Source organism: Bacillus sp. JK62 (assembly GCF_053663455.1).
In genome coordinates this window covers 920,474-937,744 of sequence record NZ_JBSJQA010000001.1, presented here as the reverse complement: position 1 = coordinate 937,744, position 17,271 = coordinate 920,474, and the positions used below count along the sequence as shown (strand labels likewise).

Genomic DNA, 17,271 nt, shown 5'->3' with positions numbered 1-17,271 from the left:
AATTTGTCTAAATGTGAAAAATATTATCACAACAAAAAAGCCTTTCCAGAGATAGGAAAGGCCGCTTTGTTTTCTATTCAAGTTCCCGTTTCAGCTTGCTTTTGATTTCATGAATCCGCTGCATCTTGTTGCTCCAGCAGTCTTCGCTTAAATCGACCGGATATTCTTCCGGCTTGCTGATCCGTTTGTATTCCTCCCACAGAAGTTTGAGGTTATCCTGCACGTATTGCTGGATGTCGGTAATTTCGGGATTATCATAGCATAAAACGCCGTTTTCAAAGATCGGCTCATGCAAGTCTTTCGCATAGAAATCAGTGACGAATTTGCTGACGAACGTGTGGACGGGATGGAACATTTTTAAGCGTTTCTGATCATTTACCCGCTCGTCATAAAGCGCGATATAATCACCTTCCGAGTGGTGATTCAGCTTGTTGATAATTCGGTATACTCTCTTTCTTCCCGGCGTTGTCACTTTTTCAGGGTTTGACGAAATTTTAATGGTGTCGGTCAGTTTGCCGTCTTCTTCAATGGCGACAAGCTTATAAACCGCGCCGAGAGCCGGCTGATCGTATGCGGTAATCAGCTTCGTGCCGATGCCCCACGTATCGATTTTCGCTCCTTGGGATTTCAGATTTAATATCGTGTGCTCATCAAGATCGCTTGAAGCAATGACCTTTGCGTCTGTGAAACCCGCTTCATCAAGCATTTCACGGGCTTTTTTTGACAGGTACGCCAAGTCCCCGCTGTCCAGGCGGATGCCGATGAAGTTGATCCGGTCGCCGAATTCCTTTGCGACTTTAATCGCATTCGGCATGCCCGAACGGATCGTATCGTACGTATCTACGAGAAATACACAGTCTTTGTGGGTCTCCGCATATTTCTTAAATGCCGTATATTCATCGCGGTACGCTTGTACGAGCGCATGAGCGTGCGTGCCGGATACCGGTATATTAAAACGCTTTCCGGCTCTTACATTACTCGTCGCGCTGAAGCCGCCGATCAAAGCCGCTCTCGCTCCCCACATGGCCGCATCCATTTCATGGGCGCGCCGCGTTCCGAATTCGAGGGCGTCTTCATCACCGACAACGCCTTTAATGCGGGCCGCTTTCGTGGCGATTAATGTTTGGTAATTCACAATGTTAAGCAGAGCCGTCTCAATCAGCTGCGCTTCAATCAGGGGCGCTTCGACCCGCATAATCGGTTCGTTGTTAAAAACGAGCTCGCCTTCTTTCATGCTGTAAAGAGATCCGGTAAAAGAAAGATCCCGTAAATAATCAATGAAATCATCAGCATAGTGCAATTCCGTTTTTAAATAATTCAGATCGCTGTCGGTAAATTTGAAGTTCTCCAAGTATTCGATTGCTTTTTCTAAGCCCGCAAATACCGCATAGCCGTTTTCAAAGGGAAGCTTTCTGAAAAAAAGCTCAAAAATCGCTTTTTTCTCATGAATGCCGTCTCTCCAGTACGTTTCGGCCATATTAATTTGATAAAGATCTGTATGTAAAGACAAACTGTCGTCTTTAAAACCATGCTCCACCAAAATTGTTTTCCCCTTCCTTACTCTGCCACTTGCGCTCCGATGCTGTTCTTAAAATGGGACAGGGCCCATTCATGCCCTTCCGGATTAAAGCTGGCCACAGCGTTTTGATGAATGACGATCTGAAAGCCCTTGTTGTAGGCGTCAACCGCCGTGTGAAGAACGCAGATGTCGGTGCACAGGCCCGCAAGATGCAGCTCAGTGATCTGCCGTTCCCGCAGTTTCAGCTCTAAATCCGTTCCCGCAAAAGCAGAATATCTCGTTTTTTCCATATAATTTACGTTTTTTGCGTGTTTATGTTTCTCATAAAGAGGCGATAGCCTTCCGTACAGCTCTTTGCCCTCCGTGCCGTTAATATTATGCGGAGGAAACAGGTGTGTCTCGGGATGAAAGTCATCGTCTGCATCATGCGAATCTACCGCAAAGACAACGTAATCACCGTTTTCTATAAATGCTTGCGTCAAACTGACAATCGTATCTTCAATCTGTCTCGCGGGTTCTCCGCAAGTTAATGCCCCGTTCTCAGCTGCAAAATCATTCGTATAATCAATGCATATAAATGCTTTTTTCATAGCCGGCCTCCCCGCCATTCATATGAAAACCATTATATCCTATCTCCACTTGTAAGTGAATTGGCATTGTAAAATGACAAACGGTGTTTTGCCCTTTTAAGATTTCAGGAGTGAGCGCTGAAAAATGTCATCCTGCACGTAAATGCCGTCAAGGTTCACGGCATAATCGGCGGCAAAAACCAGGCCGAGCGGCGTTTCGAATTGAAGGTCCGAGATGACGGAGCTTCGGACACCGGCAAGTGCGGCAAGCTTCATATATGGTGAATAAGCATGATACGGGAGCCTTCCGTTTATATAGAGCACCGCGTCTTTTCGGCTTTTCAGCGCCTGTTTCACTTCTTCATACGGCTGCTTTTGCAGCACCTGTCCCTTCGTCAGGGCAATGATGACTCTTTCACGCAGCGAGCCTAAAAATAAATGGCGTTCATCCGGTTTCGTCTGCAGAGGGCCGTACATCCCCTGCTGTAAATAAAGGTCAACCGTTTTGTCGCTCATCGGCCTGTCCCTCCCAGCTTGTTTTACAATTATCGCCCCGGACGGGACGCGGTAAACCGTTTTCGTTACATTTCAGCCACCCAATGGGAGATCTTGCCGGCGAGCTCTCCGGCGGGTTCTTCTTCAATCAGCTTGCTGAATGATTGTAAAAGCCGCTGCGCCAGCGCCTTTTTCTCTTCCTCATAGGAAATGATCGTGCTCCACTCAAGTTCCGGAACGGCTACAAGGGTATGCTGTTCTTTTTTATTTTCATGCAGATATACATCACCGATCATTCCGGACTGCACGGTAATATTCGCTTTTCTGATTTTCATAAAACATTCCCCTTTTATAAAGACTGATTCTATTATACTACAAAAAAGCGACAGCCTCCTAAAAGGAGGCTGTCACGCGTTAAACCAATCAGGTTCGTCAAACACATCGATGTCTTCAAAGCGCGTTTTGCTGAATTTATTAGTAATTTTGACAAAATCTCCGGAATGAAACGCCCCTGCCCCCGCGCCTGAGTGGTCAACGGCTTTGGGAGAAATGGCAAACACGTCACCGAAGCTCGCCGCAGCGTCTCCGGCTAAACTCATAATATAAATCGGTCCCACAATTGCAGGCATACCCACACCTCCGCTTTTCTTTACAGCATTTTATGCGCTGCACCGGGAGTTGTGCCCGTTTTTATTTCGGCTTGCGGCTGTCTTCGAGCTTTGACCGCTGACGAAGTTTGATAAGCCGGACGATATTTAAGACGAAAGCTTTTAAAACTGCGTAAACCGGCACGGCCAGAATCATTGCGAGAATGCCGCCGAAACTGCCCGCTCCGATAAGCAGAAGAATAATGGTGAGCGGGTGGGTATTCAGCCGTTTCCCAATCACAAGCGGAGAAAGCAGGTTCCCGTCAAGCTGCTGGACGACAACGACAACAATAACGGCAAAGAGCGCCTTAGCCGGCGAATCCATAAACGCGATAATCACCGCGGGCGCCGCCCCGAGAAACGGCCCCAGGTACGGAATGATATTGGTGACGGCGATCACCATCCCGAGAATTAACGCATACGGCAGGCCGATGATCCAATATCCGATAAAGCATGCCGTTCCGACAAAGAGACAAATCAACAGCTGGCCTTGGAAATAGGCGGCCAATGTGACATATAAATCGTTAAATATTTTCCGACCTTCCGCCCGATAGGAAGAAGGCAGGATTTTGACTGCCAAGAGCGGAAACCGCCGGCCGTCCTTCAGCATATAAAACAAAATGAACGGAACGGTGATCACGACAAGCGTGATATTCGTAACGACGCCGAACACGGCCGACAGGCTTGCCGTAATATTTTGCGGAAGGCTTTGTAAAAACCCCGTCAGAGACTGCTGGATTTTTTCTATCGACACATAATCCTGCGTCATCATCCACGTAAACCATTTGGAATGGGATAATTGCGCCGTCAAGACTTGAATCTGATGAATGTAATCAGGGAAATTGTTAATCAGCCCCGTGACCTGAGAAGCCACAATCGGCCCGATGGCGGTGAACATAAAGGCAATCAGGCCTATGAAAACGAGATAAATGAGCAGGATTGCCAATGTCCGGGGGATTTTTTTCTCAAGCAGGCGCACGATCGGATTAAAAATGAAAAACAAAATGCCCGAGATCAAAATCGGAAAAAACAGAGTGGTGATAAAACCGAAAAACGGCTGAAAAATAAACGAGACTTTCGTTGATACGTAAATAATGAGCAAAACGAGCAAAATTTGCAGCGTCCAAAAATGGACCTTTGATTTCAACAAGCGATTTCCTCCTATTGTCGTGTGAACTTGTACTGTGATTGTACCAAAAAAAGCCGCCGTGCATCTATGTATCTCAAAAAAGAAGACGCACCGGGGTTCTATAGTGCCGCCTCCGGTTTGCGCCTTTTCGGGCTGTTACACGCGTTCGGTATAATCAGGCATGACGGAAACCACATGGCGGTTTCTGATATAAAATACACGGTCATGCGTCTCTTCAATGGCGATGTGATCCGGAGTGGCATCAATCAGCCGTCCTCTGACAATGCGTCTGACGGTTTGAATGATAAACCTTGATCCGATAAGCTTATGGATGGTCTGATAAACGTAAGGATCCACTAACGAGACGATTTGCGGGCTTCCTTGATGGGCCATTTTCGCTGATCCCCTTTACTATGTTTTCCTTCAGCATATGCAGCGGACAAAGGCTTTGACACAGTACGTCTATCGGAGCGGAAAAGGTGTTAGTGAGCATGCGGAGTTATGTAAGCGGAAAAGGCCGCATGAGTGGCCTAGACTGAGCTTCTTATGGGATATTGGGCTCGGTCAATTAACTGATCAAGCTTTTGGATTTGTTTGAGCGCGGCCGTGTGATCCATTTGGCGGTAATGGTGATGTCCGCCGGGTTCTTCATCGAGTTCATCCGCTTGTTTCACGATTTGCTGGAGCGTATTCTTGTCCAGTTCGCCTTCAGGCAGATAGGAATCGGTGTGAAGCAGAATCGCCAGCGCAATGTCCTTCGCCGCTTTCGGTTCTTCACCGAGCCGGATGAGCAGCTTATGCGCCCGTTCCGCGCCTTTAATGGCATGGATATCGTTTCTTCTGTACTTTTCATAATCCCATTTGCCGTCTGTGTACCATTCATAATGGCCGACGTCATGCAGTAATGCCGCTTTCGCCGCCAGATCCGGGCTGACACCTGCTTTTACGGCAAGACGGTATGCATGAAACGCGCAGGCGATCGCATGGGCGACACCGGAACGCTGTAAATACTTTTGTGCGATTGGATGGGTGAAGACATCCATTAACGTTACATTTCTCATGGAAACCCCTCCTTCATATATTTTTAGAATCCTAACATAAATCGAGAAGAAACTCAATTCATCTGATACATTTCTTATACCCCTTATATGTTGTTTCATTCATCATATGCCGCCGGACCCCTAAGTGATTGTACAAACAAAAAAAGAGCAGCGTGAAAGCTGCTCTACAAAAATTCTTTGATATCGTATATCCGTCCGTTTTCCGGCTCGCCCGCGATCAGTGAGTGAATGACGCCGGCGATGTATTCAGGACTTCTGAGGTTTTTCGTTTCTTTCAGATTGCGGAACCGTTCGATGTCATGGAAATCTTCTTTTGACGAAGAACGGATGACAGCCTGCATGTCTGTATCCATCACTCCCGGCGAGAATGAGATCATGCGGACCGGCAGCTCTTCATCTTCCTGTTCAAACCCGAATGTTCTCGTAAACATATCAAGCCCCGCTTTTGAGCTGCAATATGCGCTCCAGCCTTTATAAGGATTTTTCGCCGCGCCCGATGTGATGTTGACAATTGTTTTGCTGCCGCTGAACGCTTCGAAACGCTTTGTGAACATTTGGCTGAGCAAAACGGGCGCCGTCAGGTTAAGGGTGTAATGGCGGTTCAATTCTTCGGCGGAAGCCTCTTTCGCCCGCTTGATCGGTTCCACCATTCCGGCATTGTTGATCAGTGTGACGGCGGAGTACCCCTTCTCCTCTGCTTGATCAAGAATCGCCTTCATCTGCCGCCCGGTATCTGCGAGATCGGTTAGATCAACACTGTATTCTGTCAGTCCCTCGCGCTTTTCCCCGCTTATCGTTCTTGAAAGCGCGGCGACTTCGGCTCCTTCTTGAAGCGCCTGTTCCGTAAGCGCCCGGCCCAAGCCTTTTGACGCGCCTGTTATAAGAAAAAACTGCATGAAACTCCTCCTTTTTTTCTTATTTTACGGGCTGTCTTCCCGCAAACACAAGCGATCCGTTTACCGCCTTGCCTTTTCCTGCGCCGTGACTTTCGGGATCAGATAGATCATCGCCGCAATCCCGAGGAGGATCAAGACGGCATAAATAACAGGAAGCAGATAAGAAGTCTTTTTCTCTTCCGTTTCCATATCTGCTATAGAGTGTTACCGGTAAATCATTATCTTTCAGTCTGAAAAGCAAGATGGTAAGATCAAGATATGAAGCTATGAAAAAGTAGGGATACAGATGACCAATCCAAAGGATCCATTTAAGTACAGTTTCGACAGACTTGAAGATGTTGCCGACCATATCAGTGAAGTTCTTCAATGCCCCATTACAATAGAAGACGTTAATCATAAACTGCTTGCATACAGCACGCACAGCGATTGTACAGATCCGGCCCGGACGTCGACGATTATCGGGCGGAGGGTGCCGGAAAAAGTCATCAACAAACTGTGGAAAGACGGAACCATTCCGGCCCTTTTAAAAACGGACCAGCCGATCAAAGTGAAAGAAATTGACGAGGTGGGCCTAAGCAACCGCGTGGCGATTTCCATCTGGAAAAACAGCCAGGTTCTCGGATTTATTTGGGCGCTTGAGATCAAAAAAAAGCTCAATGACGAAGATCTGAAGACACTTCAGCTGGCCGCCAAAGCGGTGCGGAACAAGCTTTTGCACCTGCAGATCCGCAAAACGAAAATCGAAGAGCGGGGCCAGGAGTTTTTTTGGAAAATGCTGACCGGCCATATTTATCAGGAAGCCGAGATGGCCGAAGGGTTTCATAAGCTCGGAATGGCGCTGCCGTCCGTGTTCAGCGTCATGATCATCCGTTTACATGATGAGCTGACTGAAAAGACGGAACAGCAGCTGCAATATTTGCAGGAAACGACACAGCAGATTCATGTCATGCTGGCGACTGTTGATTCAAATGAATTAATCTTATTAGCCGCGCCGAAAACCGATCAGCCTTTTAAAGATTTAAAGCACTTCGCTCTTCATATTCAAAAACAGCTGAAGGAACGATATAAAATTGAGGATGCGTCGATTGCTTTCGGCGGTATTTACGAATCGATTTCTTACGTTTACCGATCCTATCAGGAAGCGCTTTCCGTATTAAAAGCGAAAGAGCGGTTTGTGAGAGAAACCAAACACCTTTTCAGCTTTTCTGAACTCGGCATTTATCAGTACCTTGATGTGTTGGATGAAAAACGCAAGCACAGCGGCTATATGAACTATTCCCTGTCAAAGCTTGAGCAGTATGACAGGGAGCACCAAGCCGATATGGTAAAAACGCTCGAACATTTTATTGATGCCGACAGCAACGTCAACACCGCCGCTAAAGCGCTTAACATCCATGTCAATACATTGAATTACAGGCTGAAAAGAATCAGCCAGATCGCAGAAATCGACTTAAAAAATGTGAATGAGAAGTTTACGATTTACCTTGATATCAAACTTCGCAGCATGGGTTCGTGAAATTTCACAAATCCGTGTTTTTTTATTTTCTGTTTCAAACAAAGAATTTTCGCAAAAATCGCGCTACACTTGAAGCATCACACAAACATTGGGGGAAACAGACATGATTATCGGGGTTCCAAAAGAAATCAAAAACAATGAAAATCGAGTGGCATTAACACCTGGAGGCGTTTCACAGCTTATCGGAAACGGCCATCGGGTTCTTGTGGAATCCGGAGCGGGACTCGGAAGCGGCTTTACAAATGAAGATTATGTATCAGCAGGGGCGGAAATTCTGGAGGACAGAAAGCAAGTATGGGATGCGGAAATGGTCATGAAGGTAAAAGAACCGCTGGCTGAAGAGTATGCGTATTTCCGTCAAGGTCTGGTCTTGTTCACTTACCTTCATTTAGCTGCAGAGCCGGAATTAGCTAAAGCGCTTACAGAAAAAGGTGTGACAGCTATCGCGTACGAAACGGTAACGGACGGACGTTCCCTTCCGCTGCTTACGCCGATGTCCGAAGTGGCCGGCAGAATGGCCGCGCAGATCGGAGCACAGTTTCTTGAAAAACCAAAGGGCGGAAAAGGAATTTTATTAGCCGGCGTACCGGGTGTATCCCGCGGAAAAGTCACGATCATCGGAGGGGGCGGCGTCGGAACAAATGCCGCGAAAATGGCTGTCGGACTCGGTGCCGATGTGACAATGATCGATTTGAACGCAGACCGCCTGCGTCAGCTTGATGATATTTTCGGGCATCAGATTAAAACATTGATGTCAAACCCTGTAAATATTGCAGATTCCGTCGCGGAAGCGGATCTTCTGATCTGCGCCGTGCTCATCCCGGGAGCCAAAGCGCCGACTCTCGTTACGGAAGAAATGGTTAAACAAATGAAACCGGGTTCCGTCATTGTTGATGTTGCCATCGATCAGGGCGGCATTGTGGAAACCGTCGATCATATTACAACCCACGATAATCCGACTTACGAAAAACACGGCGTCGTTCACTACGCTGTCGCCAATATGCCGGGCGCCGTACCGCGTACGTCTACGCTCGCATTAACGAATGTAACCGTTCCTTACGCGCTTCAAATCGCCAATAAAGGCGCGGCACAAGCCATTGCAGACAGCCCTGCGCTTAAAGCGGGCTTAAATACGGCTAACGGACATGTCACGTATGAAGCGGTAGCCAGAGACTTAGGCTATGACTACGTGCCTGCTGAAAAAGCAATGCAAGGTTCGGCTGCAAAAGCTTAATAGATATGAAGAGGACAGCCTGATCAGCGGGCTGTCTTTTTCCTTTCTCATAAAAGGAAAAACGGCCCCCTGTCTCGAATATCAATTCATATCCCGGAAGAAAAAGGAGGATTCATATGGCTGTTCAGCACTATGGTGTATTAAAAGGCACTGTGTTAGATATGAGAAGGGAAACAGATGATGATTCTCCGCATTTTCAAGTCGAGGTGCTAGGCGAGCCTGATACGCGCTATCGCTGCGCGATCAATGTCATGTCAAGTTCAAAAGAATCAGAGGTTCTGTATGCGGCACGCGATCATTTTGACGCAAGCGCGATCACCCTGCTGCCGAACATTCCGTATGGATATACCCCAATTGATGAAACCAGCCGTGAGCTGGCGCTGGATTATGTCCGCGGCGGATTGTTTGATCCCCGGAACATGGTGCCCCTCCCGCATGAAGTCACCGGTCCGGATAATGACTTAAATGACTTTATTGAGACGTACATGCAAAAAGCCAAATCAGAAAAAGCCACCGTCTATATTTACGGCTCTAAATTCGGGCCGGAGCCGGGCGCTGATAAGATTTTCGGTTTCAAGCCGACAAACGGCATGCATAATATTCATATGAATCAGGGAAACCCAATTGATACACGCTGGAAGAAGGATAACGGAACGTGGCACGACGGCGGTGTTTTAATCCAGTTTGCAGACCAGTGGGCCGCGGTCTTTTTGGCTTTTCTGTCTCAGTCATGGTGCACGGATGAAGAAGGCCACCCTTATACATTTTGTGATCATACACAGCTTAACGGCTGATGTCCGCATAAAAAGCCTGCCGAGATAACGGCAGGCTTTTCTTATTACATTTTAGCGGCTTCGGTCTGTTTCAGGCTTTCCGGCCTCATATCACGCCAGTTTGTTTCAATATATTCGAGACAAACGGGGCGGGTTTCATTCGTCAGGCGGGTTTCCCAGCCGTCCGGCACATCCAGATAGGCCGGCCACAGTGAGTACTGGCCTTCAGCATTGACGAGCACATGGTATGAACCGTCTTCCCGTTCAAATGGATTTGTCATATCATCTCTTTCCTTTCTTTACCGGACTGTACGCCGTCCGTTTAATTTCTCTGCCAGAATCGCGCCGATGTCGGCAAGCGGGCCCGGCTGGCACATATCTTTATGGCGGCAGTCTAGGTCATACCGCTCGATTTTCCCCGTAATATACGGTTTCCAAGTATCCGGCTCGATCGGGTCAAACCACTCCGGAATAATCGTGGATCTGAAGAACAGCACATCTCCGTGGAACGGCTTCGGCTTGTATGTTCCTAACAGCCCGACAGAATTTACGTACGTGTCTTTCAGATTCATCATCACTGACTCGTCCAGGCTGGCTAATGCGCTTCCCTCACGGCGGAGAATGGTCAGCGCGGTGTCAAAATCAAGCGGCTGATCCCCGAGGCTGTCCGGGTCGTACCCTCCCAGGGCAAGCAGCGCAATGACGGCTTCCTCGTCATCAGGCGCATTTTTTATCGGCAGAAAATGATTCGGATACGCGTCAAGCATCACCAAAAGCGAAACCTCTTCGCCCCGGCTCTGTAATTGTGTCGCCATGGCCTGAATGACATTCCCTCCGAGAGACCAGCCGAGCAGACGGTACGGCCCTTTCGGCTGCACGGTGCGGATTTTTTCAATATAATCCGCCGCCATGTCATCTAAGCTTTGCGGAAGCGGTTCTTTTTTTCCGATGCCTCTCGCCTGTAAGCCGTATATCGGATAATCAGCCTCTAAAGAAGACATCAGCCCGGCATAACACCAGCTGAGACCGCCGGCCGGATGGACACAGAACAACGGTGTTTCTTCTCCTGCCGTTCTGAGCGGAAGAAGAACATCAAGCGCGCTTGTGCCCGTTCCTGACTCAAGTCTTTCAGCAAGGCTTGCCACCGTAGGAGCTTCAAATAGTGTTCCGATACTGAGCTCGGCTCCCATCGCTTCCCGAATACGGCTCATTAAATGAACCGCAAGCAAAGAATGGCCGCCTAAATCAAAAAATCTGTCATCAATACCGACACGCGGCAGATGAAGCACCTCTGCGAACAGCTCACACAGCATTTCTTCCTGCGGCGTTCTCGGTCCCCGGCCGGTGATCTCCGTTTGGAAGTCAGGCGCAGGGAGCGCTTTTCGGTCAAGCTTTCCATTCGGTGTCAGCGGCAGTTCATTCATTTGGACAAAAGCTGACGGAATCATGTAATCCGGCAGGCTTTCTTCGGCAAACCGGCGCACGTCCCCAGTGTCCAAAGTGCTGCCGGCAGATCGGACAAGGTAGGCGGCCAGCCGTTTATCTCCCGGCCGGTCTTCACGGACGAGTACGGCGGCATCCTCGACATCCGGATGTTTGACGAGAACCGCTTCGATTTCTCCCAATTCAATCCGGAAGCCGCGGATTTTAATCTGGTGGTCCGCCCTGCCCATATAATCAAGAGAACCGTCCGTCCGCAGACGGGCTAAATCCCCCGTCCGGTACATTCTCGTTCCCGGCGGGCCGTACGGATCAGCCACAAAGCGTTCGGCGGTCAGGCTTTGCCGCCCTAAGTAGCCTCGTGCCACGCCCCCTCCGGCAACATACATTTCACCCGTTATGCCCGGAGGCACAGGCTCCAGCCGGTCATCAAGCACATATACGTTCAGATCAGGAATGCCGCAGCCGATGAGGCTGTTTGCTCTCAGTTCGGCAATGTTTTTGTCTAATTCAAGGTAACTGACGTGTACCGTCGTTTCCGTAATGCCGTACATATTCACGAGCACCGGCTGATTGTCCGCGTGGCGGCTGTACCAATCCTCAAGCCGGCTCAGCTCAAGCGCCTCGCCGCCGAAGATGATATATCTGAGTGCGAGCTGACGCCCCAGCTCTTTGTGTTCTTTTTCCGCATGCATCAGCTGGTAAAACGCTGACGGCGTTTGGTTAAGTACGGTCACTCGCTCTTTCACGAGGAGATGCAGAAACGCTTCCGGCGATCTGCTGATGTCATGCGGCACGACGACGAGACGTCCGCCGTGAAGCAGCGGCCCCCATATTTCCCAGACAGAGAAATCGAAAGCGTAGGAGTGAAACATCGTCCATACATCATCAGAATTAAAGTGATACCAATGCCGCGTCGACTCAAACAGCCGAATAACATTGCTGTGCGGAATGATGACACCTTTCGGCACACCTGTTGATCCCGACGTGTAAATGACATAGGCCGGGTGAAGCGGTGACAGCGGACGAATCCGGTCGGCATTCTCAGGGTTCGTGACGGCATATTGCCGAAGTGTTTCTTTGTTCTGCGGATCATCCAGGATGAAGCCCGGCATGCCGTTTTCGCCAGAGAGCTTACTTGCGGCTTCACGATTGGTGAGCATAAATACAGGCTTGGCATCATGTAACATAAAAGCGATGCGGTCCGCGGGATAATCAGGATCAAGCGGCAAATACGCTGCCCCCGTCTTCAGGACGGCTAACAGCCCGACAATCATATCTAAAGAACGCGGCAGCGCCAGTGCGACAAACTGCTCCGGGCCGACGCCGCGGGCAATCATCATGTGGGCGAGCTGATTGGCTCTTTCATTCAGCTCTTGATAAGTGAGTCCGCTCTCTTCAAATACTGCCGCCGTTTCATCCGATTTTGCGGCGGCCTGTATTTCAAACAGTTCAGGCAGTGTCTGCCGAGGCTGAATATGCTGTTTTGCCTGTTTAACCGGCAAAAGCTTCCGGCGCTCTTCATCAGAAAGAATGGTTAAGCTTCCGATCGGTTTATCCGGATGTGATGCGGCATCTTCGAGCAAAAGAAGCAGGCGTCCGGCAAGTGCTTCAGCCGTTTCTTTTCTGAATAAGTCCGTACTGAACTCCAGCAGGCCTTCAATACCGGCAGGCGTGCCGTCGTCATGGCGCTGTTCAGCCAATTCCAGCGTCAAATCAAATTTGGACGATCCGACACTGCTGATTTGCAGGCTTGTTTCCATATCAGGAAGACTGAGTACAGGGTCAGGCGTATTTTGGAATGCGAGCATCACTTGGAACAGCGGATGTCTTGACCGGGAGCGAACCGGATTCAATTCTTCCACGAGACGTTCAAACGGCACGTCCTGATGTTCATATGCTGCGAGATTCATTTCCCTGACCCTTTCAAGAAGCTCACAAAAGCTCGGATCGCCAGAGGTATCGGTTCTCAGTACGAGTGTATTAATGAACATACCCACAAGGTCTCCTAATGCGTCATCACTGCGGCCGGCTATCGGACTGCCGATCGGAATATCGGTTCCCGCCCCGAGCCGGGTCAGCAGTGCGGAAAGCCCTGATTGAAGCACCATAAACAGGCTTACGCGCTGATTTCTGGCAAGTGAGAGAAGACGGGCATGAAGCTCTTGGCCGATGTTGACCGGAATGACGCCGCCCCTGTAGCTTGATTCAGCGGGACGCGGAAAATCAGACGGCAGCTCCAGCTGATCCGGTACATTTTCAAGCGTTTTCTTCCAGAAATCCAGCTGGCGCGCAATTAAGCTCTCAGAATCAGACGCGCTGCCTAAAAGCTGCTGCTGCCAAAGCGCATAATCAGCATATTGAACCGCCAGCGGCGCCCATTCTGCTTTTTCACCTGTTTGCCGGGCGATATAGGCTATGGATAAGTCACGCATGAGCGGATTCAAGGACCAGCCGTCGCCTGCGATGTGATGCAGGAGAACCATCAGCGTATATTCGCCGTCACCAAGATCAAACAGCTCAGCCCGGACGGCCGGCTCTTTAGCGAGATCAAACCGGTATCGTGCCGCAGCGGCAAGCATGTCTTGGAGCTCGTTTTTGTCTGCTTGTGTCACTGTAAACACAGGGCGGGCTTCTTCAGCAGGTAAAATGAGCTGATGGGATGATCCCTTATTTTCCGGAAAAACGGTGCGCAGGCTTTCATGACGGCTGACAACATCGTAAAAGGCGTGTTTCAGCGCTGATTGGTCAAGCTTGCCTGACATGCGGACAATCACCGGAATGTTGTAAGTCGGGCTCGGCCCTTCAAGACAGTAGAGAAACCAAAGACGCAGCTGCGCAAATGACAGCGGGATGTGCTCCGGCCGGTCAAACGGCTTGAGCTTAGGGCGCGCACTCTTTGCGGTGTCAAGCTGTGCGGCGAGCCCGGCAACGGTCGGCGTATCAAACAGACGGCCGATGCCAAGCTCTGCGCCCATCGTCTCCCGGACCCGGCTCATCAGGCGTCCGGCTAAGAGCGAATGTCCGCCCAATTCAAAGAACCCGTCATCAATTCCGACCCGCGCGAGACCGAGAACTTCGGCAAACAGATCGCATAATATTTCTTCCTGCGGCGTCCGCGGCCCTCTGTCAGACAGGACAGCGGAAAAATCAGGTGCAGGCAGAGCGCTGCGATCGAGCTTCTTATTCGGCGTCAGCGGCAATTCTTTCAGCTGTACAAACGCGCCCGGCACCATATAATCCGGCAGGCTTTCGCCCATATATTCACGAAGTCCGCCGATATCAAGGGGCTGATCCGCGACAGCATAAGCCGCCAGCCGCTTATCTCCCGGCTGGTCTTCACGGACAATGACGGCGGCCTGCGAAATACCCGGGTATTTCGACAGCACTGACTCAATTTCTCCTAATTCTATCCGGAACCCGCGGATTTTAATTTGGTGATCGGCTCTGCTGATATAATCAAGCGAGCCGTCCTCACGCCAGCGCACGAGATCTCCCGTCCGGTACATCCTCGCGCCCGCGGGTCCGTACGGATCGGCAATGAATCTTTCAGCTGTTAAATCAGGACGATTATAATAACCTCTGGCAAGCCCCTCGCCCGCTATATAAAGCTCGCCCGCAATTCCCGGCGGGACTGGCTGCAATGCGGCGTCCAGCACGTATACCCGCGTGTTCCAAATCGGCTTTCCGATCGGAGGCGCCCCTGTAAGGCCTTTTGCGAGCGGCTGTGCGGCCGACCAGATTGTTGTTTCAGTCGGCCCGTACAGATTCGTCACCGTACAGCCTGATTCAAGCAGAGCATGCAAAAGCGCGTTCGGAAGCGCCTCACCTCCGACAAGCACCTGCAGCTCCCGGAGTGAATCCGGTTCATTGGTGACTAATGAATGCCACAATGTCGGCGTTGCCTGCATGATTGAAATACCGTATGAGTGAATCATGTTCGCAAGCGCCCGCGGTTCCTGAATCGTCTCTTTACGTGCGATGACGCACCCCGCCCCGCTGATGAGCGGAAGGAAGAGCTCAAGTCCGGAAATATCAAACGCCGCAGTCGTAACGGCAAGCAGGCGGTCTTGTGCGCCGAGCGGGAACATTTCCCGCATGGATAAGAGGAAATTGCTTACGCTTTTTAATGTCACGACTACGCCTTTCGGTTTGCCCGTTGAACCCGATGTATAGATGATATAAGCGGGGTGCAAAGGCGAACATTCCGCCTGAGCGGGACAGTCAGCATTTTGAGCGGCAACGGTTTTTACCGTATCGGGGTCATCGAGAATGATCCTTTTTGCATCACTGTCTTCCGGCATGCGGCCGGATAATTCCATTGTTGTAATCAGGCATGCAGGCTGTGCATCTTTGAGCATGTATGTGATCCGCTCAGAAGGAAAATCAGGATCAAGCGGCAGGTATGCGGCTCCCGTTTTCAAAACGGCCAGCATGCTAACGGCCAACTCCTGTGACCGCGGAAGCAGCAAAGCGGCAAATTGTTCCGGTCCGAGCCCCTTTTCCTTTAGCATGCCGGCAAGCTGGTTCGCGCGCTTGTTCAATTCAGCATAGCTGAGCTCTTCGTTTTCGGTGATGATTGCCGGCCGGTCCGGTGTTTTTACGGCCTGTTCGTAAAACAGCTCCGGCAGACTTTTCTGCTTCCCGGCCTTGCGCGTGTCATTCCAGCTTTCCAGTACGCAGAGACGTTCACTTTCAGGCAGAAGGTTGAGTGTGCCGATTTTTTGTGTCTGGTCTTTCACAGCGGATTCCAGCAGAAGCAGGAATCGTTTTTGATGGTTTTCAATATCTTCGGCGCTGTGCACTTCCGGATTCGCATCAAAGTCCACACGCATTCCGCTTCCGTCCGCTCTGTCGTAAACGTTAATTGACAAATCATCAACGGGCCCGGCTGATAAGTTATGGACGGTGCCTGGCGCTCCGGCGAAATCAAGCGCGTAGTCAAACGGCATCACATTGACTTGCGGGCCGAACAGCCTGCGATTTTCTCCGAGCAATTTAAGGTCGCGGCGCATGTCTTCATGGCGGTATTTCTGATGGCGCCGAATGTTTCGGATTTCTTTTGCCACTTGGCTGACGGCCTCATGAAAATTCATATCCGGGCGGAGAGAAAGCCGCAAAGGCAGAAGATTCATGACCATACTCGGAATATTCAGTGAAATCGATCCGATCCGCCCCATCATCGGTAAACCGAGCACGATATCCCCTGCGTTTGTCATCCGGTGGACATATACCGCCGCTGCGGCTGTGACGGCTTCATGCCAGTTCGGAATCGCTTTTACATGCTGCCAAGCCGTTTCAGAAAGATAAGCCGTGCTTCTCCGAAAGCTTGTTGACGTTCTCGGCGCTCTTTCTGCCAAACTGACGACATCAGGTTCATCCGCAAATTTCTCCATCCAAAATTCCCGATCTTTCAGGAATTGATCAGACGCGCGGTATTCTTGTTCTTCTTTTACCAGTTCCTCCAAAGAGCCGAAGGAGCGCCCGTTATCCGGACGTCCTTCCCGTATTGCGGTGTACATTTGCGCCGTACGCCGTGCCAGCAGTGAAAAACCGTAGCCGTCTATCGCAATGTGGTGAATGCGCTGATACCAGAAAAAGCGTTCCGGTCCCGCCTGAAATAAAATGTCGCGGAACAAAGGCCCGGCCGCCATATCGACGGGCTCAGCCAAATCTGTCTGCATGAGTCTGAGTGCGGCCTGCTTCGGATCAGCTTCTGAACTCACATCTATGACATCGATCGCAGCCTCAAATGGAGGATTGATGATCTGCTTCGGCCCGTCTGCTCCCTCTTCGAAGCGGGCGTGTAATGACGCAGCTTCCGTCAGCACGCGTTCGAGAGCTGTTTTAAATATGTTCACATCGATCGCGCCGTTTATCTCAACGTACTCGCCTGTATTGTAAATCGGATTATCAGGATCAAGCTGCTGCGCAAACCAGATACCGGCCTGTGCGCCTGTCAGAGGCAGCTGTTGTGTATCATGCATTCTAT

Annotated in this window: 14 protein-coding genes and 1 pseudogene; 3 read left to right on the top strand and 12 right to left on the bottom strand. The window is 50.2% G+C overall.

The annotated features are described in order from the left end of the window. Positions 1 to 73: 73 nt before the first annotated feature. From ACWJJ4_RS04695 to essA, 10 genes and pseudogenes are all read right to left on the bottom strand, one after another. Positions 74 to 1,540, bottom strand: a complete 1,467-nt coding sequence (locus ACWJJ4_RS04695; protein WP_014305722.1) for a nicotinate phosphoribosyltransferase — start codon at positions 1,538 to 1,540, stop codon at positions 74 to 76. Between the two features lie 17 nt (positions 1,541 to 1,557). After that, on the bottom strand, positions 1,558 to 2,109 hold the full coding sequence (locus tag ACWJJ4_RS04690) for a cysteine hydrolase family protein (RefSeq protein ID WP_025853916.1): 552 nt from the start codon (positions 2,107 to 2,109) through the stop codon (positions 1,558 to 1,560). Between the two features lie 96 nt (positions 2,110 to 2,205). After that, positions 2,206 to 2,604 (bottom strand): YueI family protein, encoded by a 399-nt coding sequence (locus ACWJJ4_RS04685; RefSeq protein ID WP_003152031.1) that lies wholly within the window; start codon positions 2,602 to 2,604, stop codon positions 2,206 to 2,208. Between the two features lie 65 nt (positions 2,605 to 2,669). Further along, positions 2,670 to 2,918, bottom strand: coding sequence for a YueH family protein (locus ACWJJ4_RS04680; protein ID WP_003152028.1), 249 nt, complete (start codon positions 2,916 to 2,918; stop codon positions 2,670 to 2,672). Positions 2,919 to 2,990: 72 nt separating this feature from the next. Then, complete coding sequence (locus ACWJJ4_RS04675) at positions 2,991 to 3,212, bottom strand: spore germination protein (protein WP_003152026.1); 222 nt, start codon at positions 3,210 to 3,212, stop codon at positions 2,991 to 2,993. 61 nt (positions 3,213 to 3,273) lie between these two features. Then, positions 3,274 to 4,380 carry an AI-2E family transporter gene (locus ACWJJ4_RS04670; RefSeq protein WP_014305723.1) on the bottom strand — a complete coding sequence of 369 codons (1,107 nt, stop codon included), beginning with the start codon at positions 4,378 to 4,380 and terminating at the stop codon, positions 3,274 to 3,276. Positions 4,381 to 4,515: 135 nt separating this feature from the next. Further along, positions 4,516 to 4,752 carry a DUF2642 domain-containing protein gene (locus tag ACWJJ4_RS04665; protein WP_003152023.1) on the bottom strand — a complete coding sequence of 79 codons (237 nt, stop codon included), beginning with the start codon at positions 4,750 to 4,752 and terminating at the stop codon, positions 4,516 to 4,518. 137 nt (positions 4,753 to 4,889) lie between these two features. After that, positions 4,890 to 5,420, bottom strand: a complete 531-nt coding sequence (locus tag ACWJJ4_RS04660; RefSeq protein ID WP_003152022.1) for an HD domain-containing protein — start codon at positions 5,418 to 5,420, stop codon at positions 4,890 to 4,892. 164 nt (positions 5,421 to 5,584) lie between these two features. Continuing rightward, a complete protein-coding gene (locus ACWJJ4_RS04655; RefSeq protein ID WP_007408685.1) occupies positions 5,585 to 6,316 on the bottom strand; it encodes a (S)-benzoin forming benzil reductase in 732 nt (243 codons plus the stop codon). Between the two features lie 60 nt (positions 6,317 to 6,376). After that, a pseudogene (essA, locus tag ACWJJ4_RS04650) lies at positions 6,377 to 6,520 on the bottom strand (type VII secretion protein EssA); the annotation flags it as partial. 82 nt (positions 6,521 to 6,602) lie between these two features. On the opposite strand from essA, the gene ACWJJ4_RS04645 reads away from it, so the two are divergent. The 3 genes from ACWJJ4_RS04645 to ACWJJ4_RS04635 all read left to right on the top strand — a co-directional run bounded on the left by ACWJJ4_RS04645 (position 6,603) and on the right by ACWJJ4_RS04635 (position 9,860). Then, the gene (locus ACWJJ4_RS04645) at positions 6,603 to 7,832 is read left to right on the top strand and encodes a PucR family transcriptional regulator (RefSeq protein ID WP_070082292.1); all 1,230 of its coding nucleotides are present in this window, start codon (positions 6,603 to 6,605) and stop codon (positions 7,830 to 7,832) included. A 103-nt stretch (positions 7,833 to 7,935) separates the two neighbouring features. Beyond that, complete coding sequence (gene ald, locus ACWJJ4_RS04640; RefSeq protein ID WP_070082293.1) at positions 7,936 to 9,066, top strand: alanine dehydrogenase; 1,131 nt, start codon at positions 7,936 to 7,938, stop codon at positions 9,064 to 9,066. 116 nt (positions 9,067 to 9,182) lie between these two features. Next, positions 9,183 to 9,860 (top strand): DUF2278 family protein, encoded by a 678-nt coding sequence (locus ACWJJ4_RS04635; protein ID WP_454021472.1) that lies wholly within the window; start codon positions 9,183 to 9,185, stop codon positions 9,858 to 9,860. Between the two features lie 44 nt (positions 9,861 to 9,904). On the opposite strand, the gene ACWJJ4_RS04630 is transcribed toward ACWJJ4_RS04635, so the two are convergent. Both ACWJJ4_RS04630 and ACWJJ4_RS04625 read right to left on the bottom strand, forming a co-directional pair. Continuing rightward, positions 9,905 to 10,120, bottom strand: a complete 216-nt coding sequence (locus ACWJJ4_RS04630; RefSeq protein ID WP_039254037.1) for an MbtH family protein — start codon at positions 10,118 to 10,120, stop codon at positions 9,905 to 9,907. A gap of 18 nt (positions 10,121 to 10,138) precedes the next feature. Beyond that, entirely contained in the window at positions 10,139 to 17,266 is a 7,128-nt protein-coding gene (locus ACWJJ4_RS04625; protein ID WP_454021471.1) for an amino acid adenylation domain-containing protein, read from the bottom strand. Positions 17,267 to 17,271 lie beyond the last annotated feature (5 nt).

What these genes read in the sequence shown, in the direction of transcription:
- ACWJJ4_RS04660 (WP_003152022.1), bottom strand. Translation starts at nt 5,420, where the DNA reads ATGAGAAATGTAACGTTAATGGATGTCTTCACCCATCCAATCGCACAA.
- ACWJJ4_RS04690 (WP_025853916.1), bottom strand. Translation starts at nt 2,109, where the DNA reads ATGAAAAAAGCATTTATATGCATTGATTATACGAATGATTTTGCAGCT.
- ACWJJ4_RS04680 (WP_003152028.1), bottom strand. Translation starts at nt 2,918, where the DNA reads ATGAAAATCAGAAAAGCGAATATTACCGTGCAGTCCGGAATGATCGGT.
- ACWJJ4_RS04645 (WP_070082292.1), top strand. Translation starts at nt 6,603, where the DNA reads ATGACCAATCCAAAGGATCCATTTAAGTACAGTTTCGACAGACTTGAA.
- ACWJJ4_RS04675 (WP_003152026.1), bottom strand. Translation starts at nt 3,212, where the DNA reads ATGCCTGCAATTGTGGGACCGATTTATATTATGAGTTTAGCCGGAGAC.
- ACWJJ4_RS04655 (WP_007408685.1), bottom strand. Translation starts at nt 6,316, where the DNA reads ATGCAGTTTTTTCTTATAACAGGCGCGTCAAAAGGCTTGGGCCGGGCG.
- ald (WP_070082293.1), top strand. Translation starts at nt 7,936, where the DNA reads ATGATTATCGGGGTTCCAAAAGAAATCAAAAACAATGAAAATCGAGTG.
- ACWJJ4_RS04635 (WP_454021472.1), top strand. Translation starts at nt 9,183, where the DNA reads ATGGCTGTTCAGCACTATGGTGTATTAAAAGGCACTGTGTTAGATATG.
- ACWJJ4_RS04685 (WP_003152031.1), bottom strand. Translation starts at nt 2,604, where the DNA reads ATGAGCGACAAAACGGTTGACCTTTATTTACAGCAGGGGATGTACGGC.
- ACWJJ4_RS04665 (WP_003152023.1), bottom strand. Translation starts at nt 4,752, where the DNA reads ATGGCCCATCAAGGAAGCCCGCAAATCGTCTCGTTAGTGGATCCTTAC.
- ACWJJ4_RS04630 (WP_039254037.1), bottom strand. Translation starts at nt 10,120, where the DNA reads ATGACAAATCCATTTGAACGGGAAGACGGTTCATACCATGTGCTCGTC.
- ACWJJ4_RS04625 (WP_454021471.1), bottom strand. Translation starts at nt 17,266, where the DNA reads ATGCATGATACACAACAGCTGCCTCTGACAGGCGCACAGGCCGGTATC.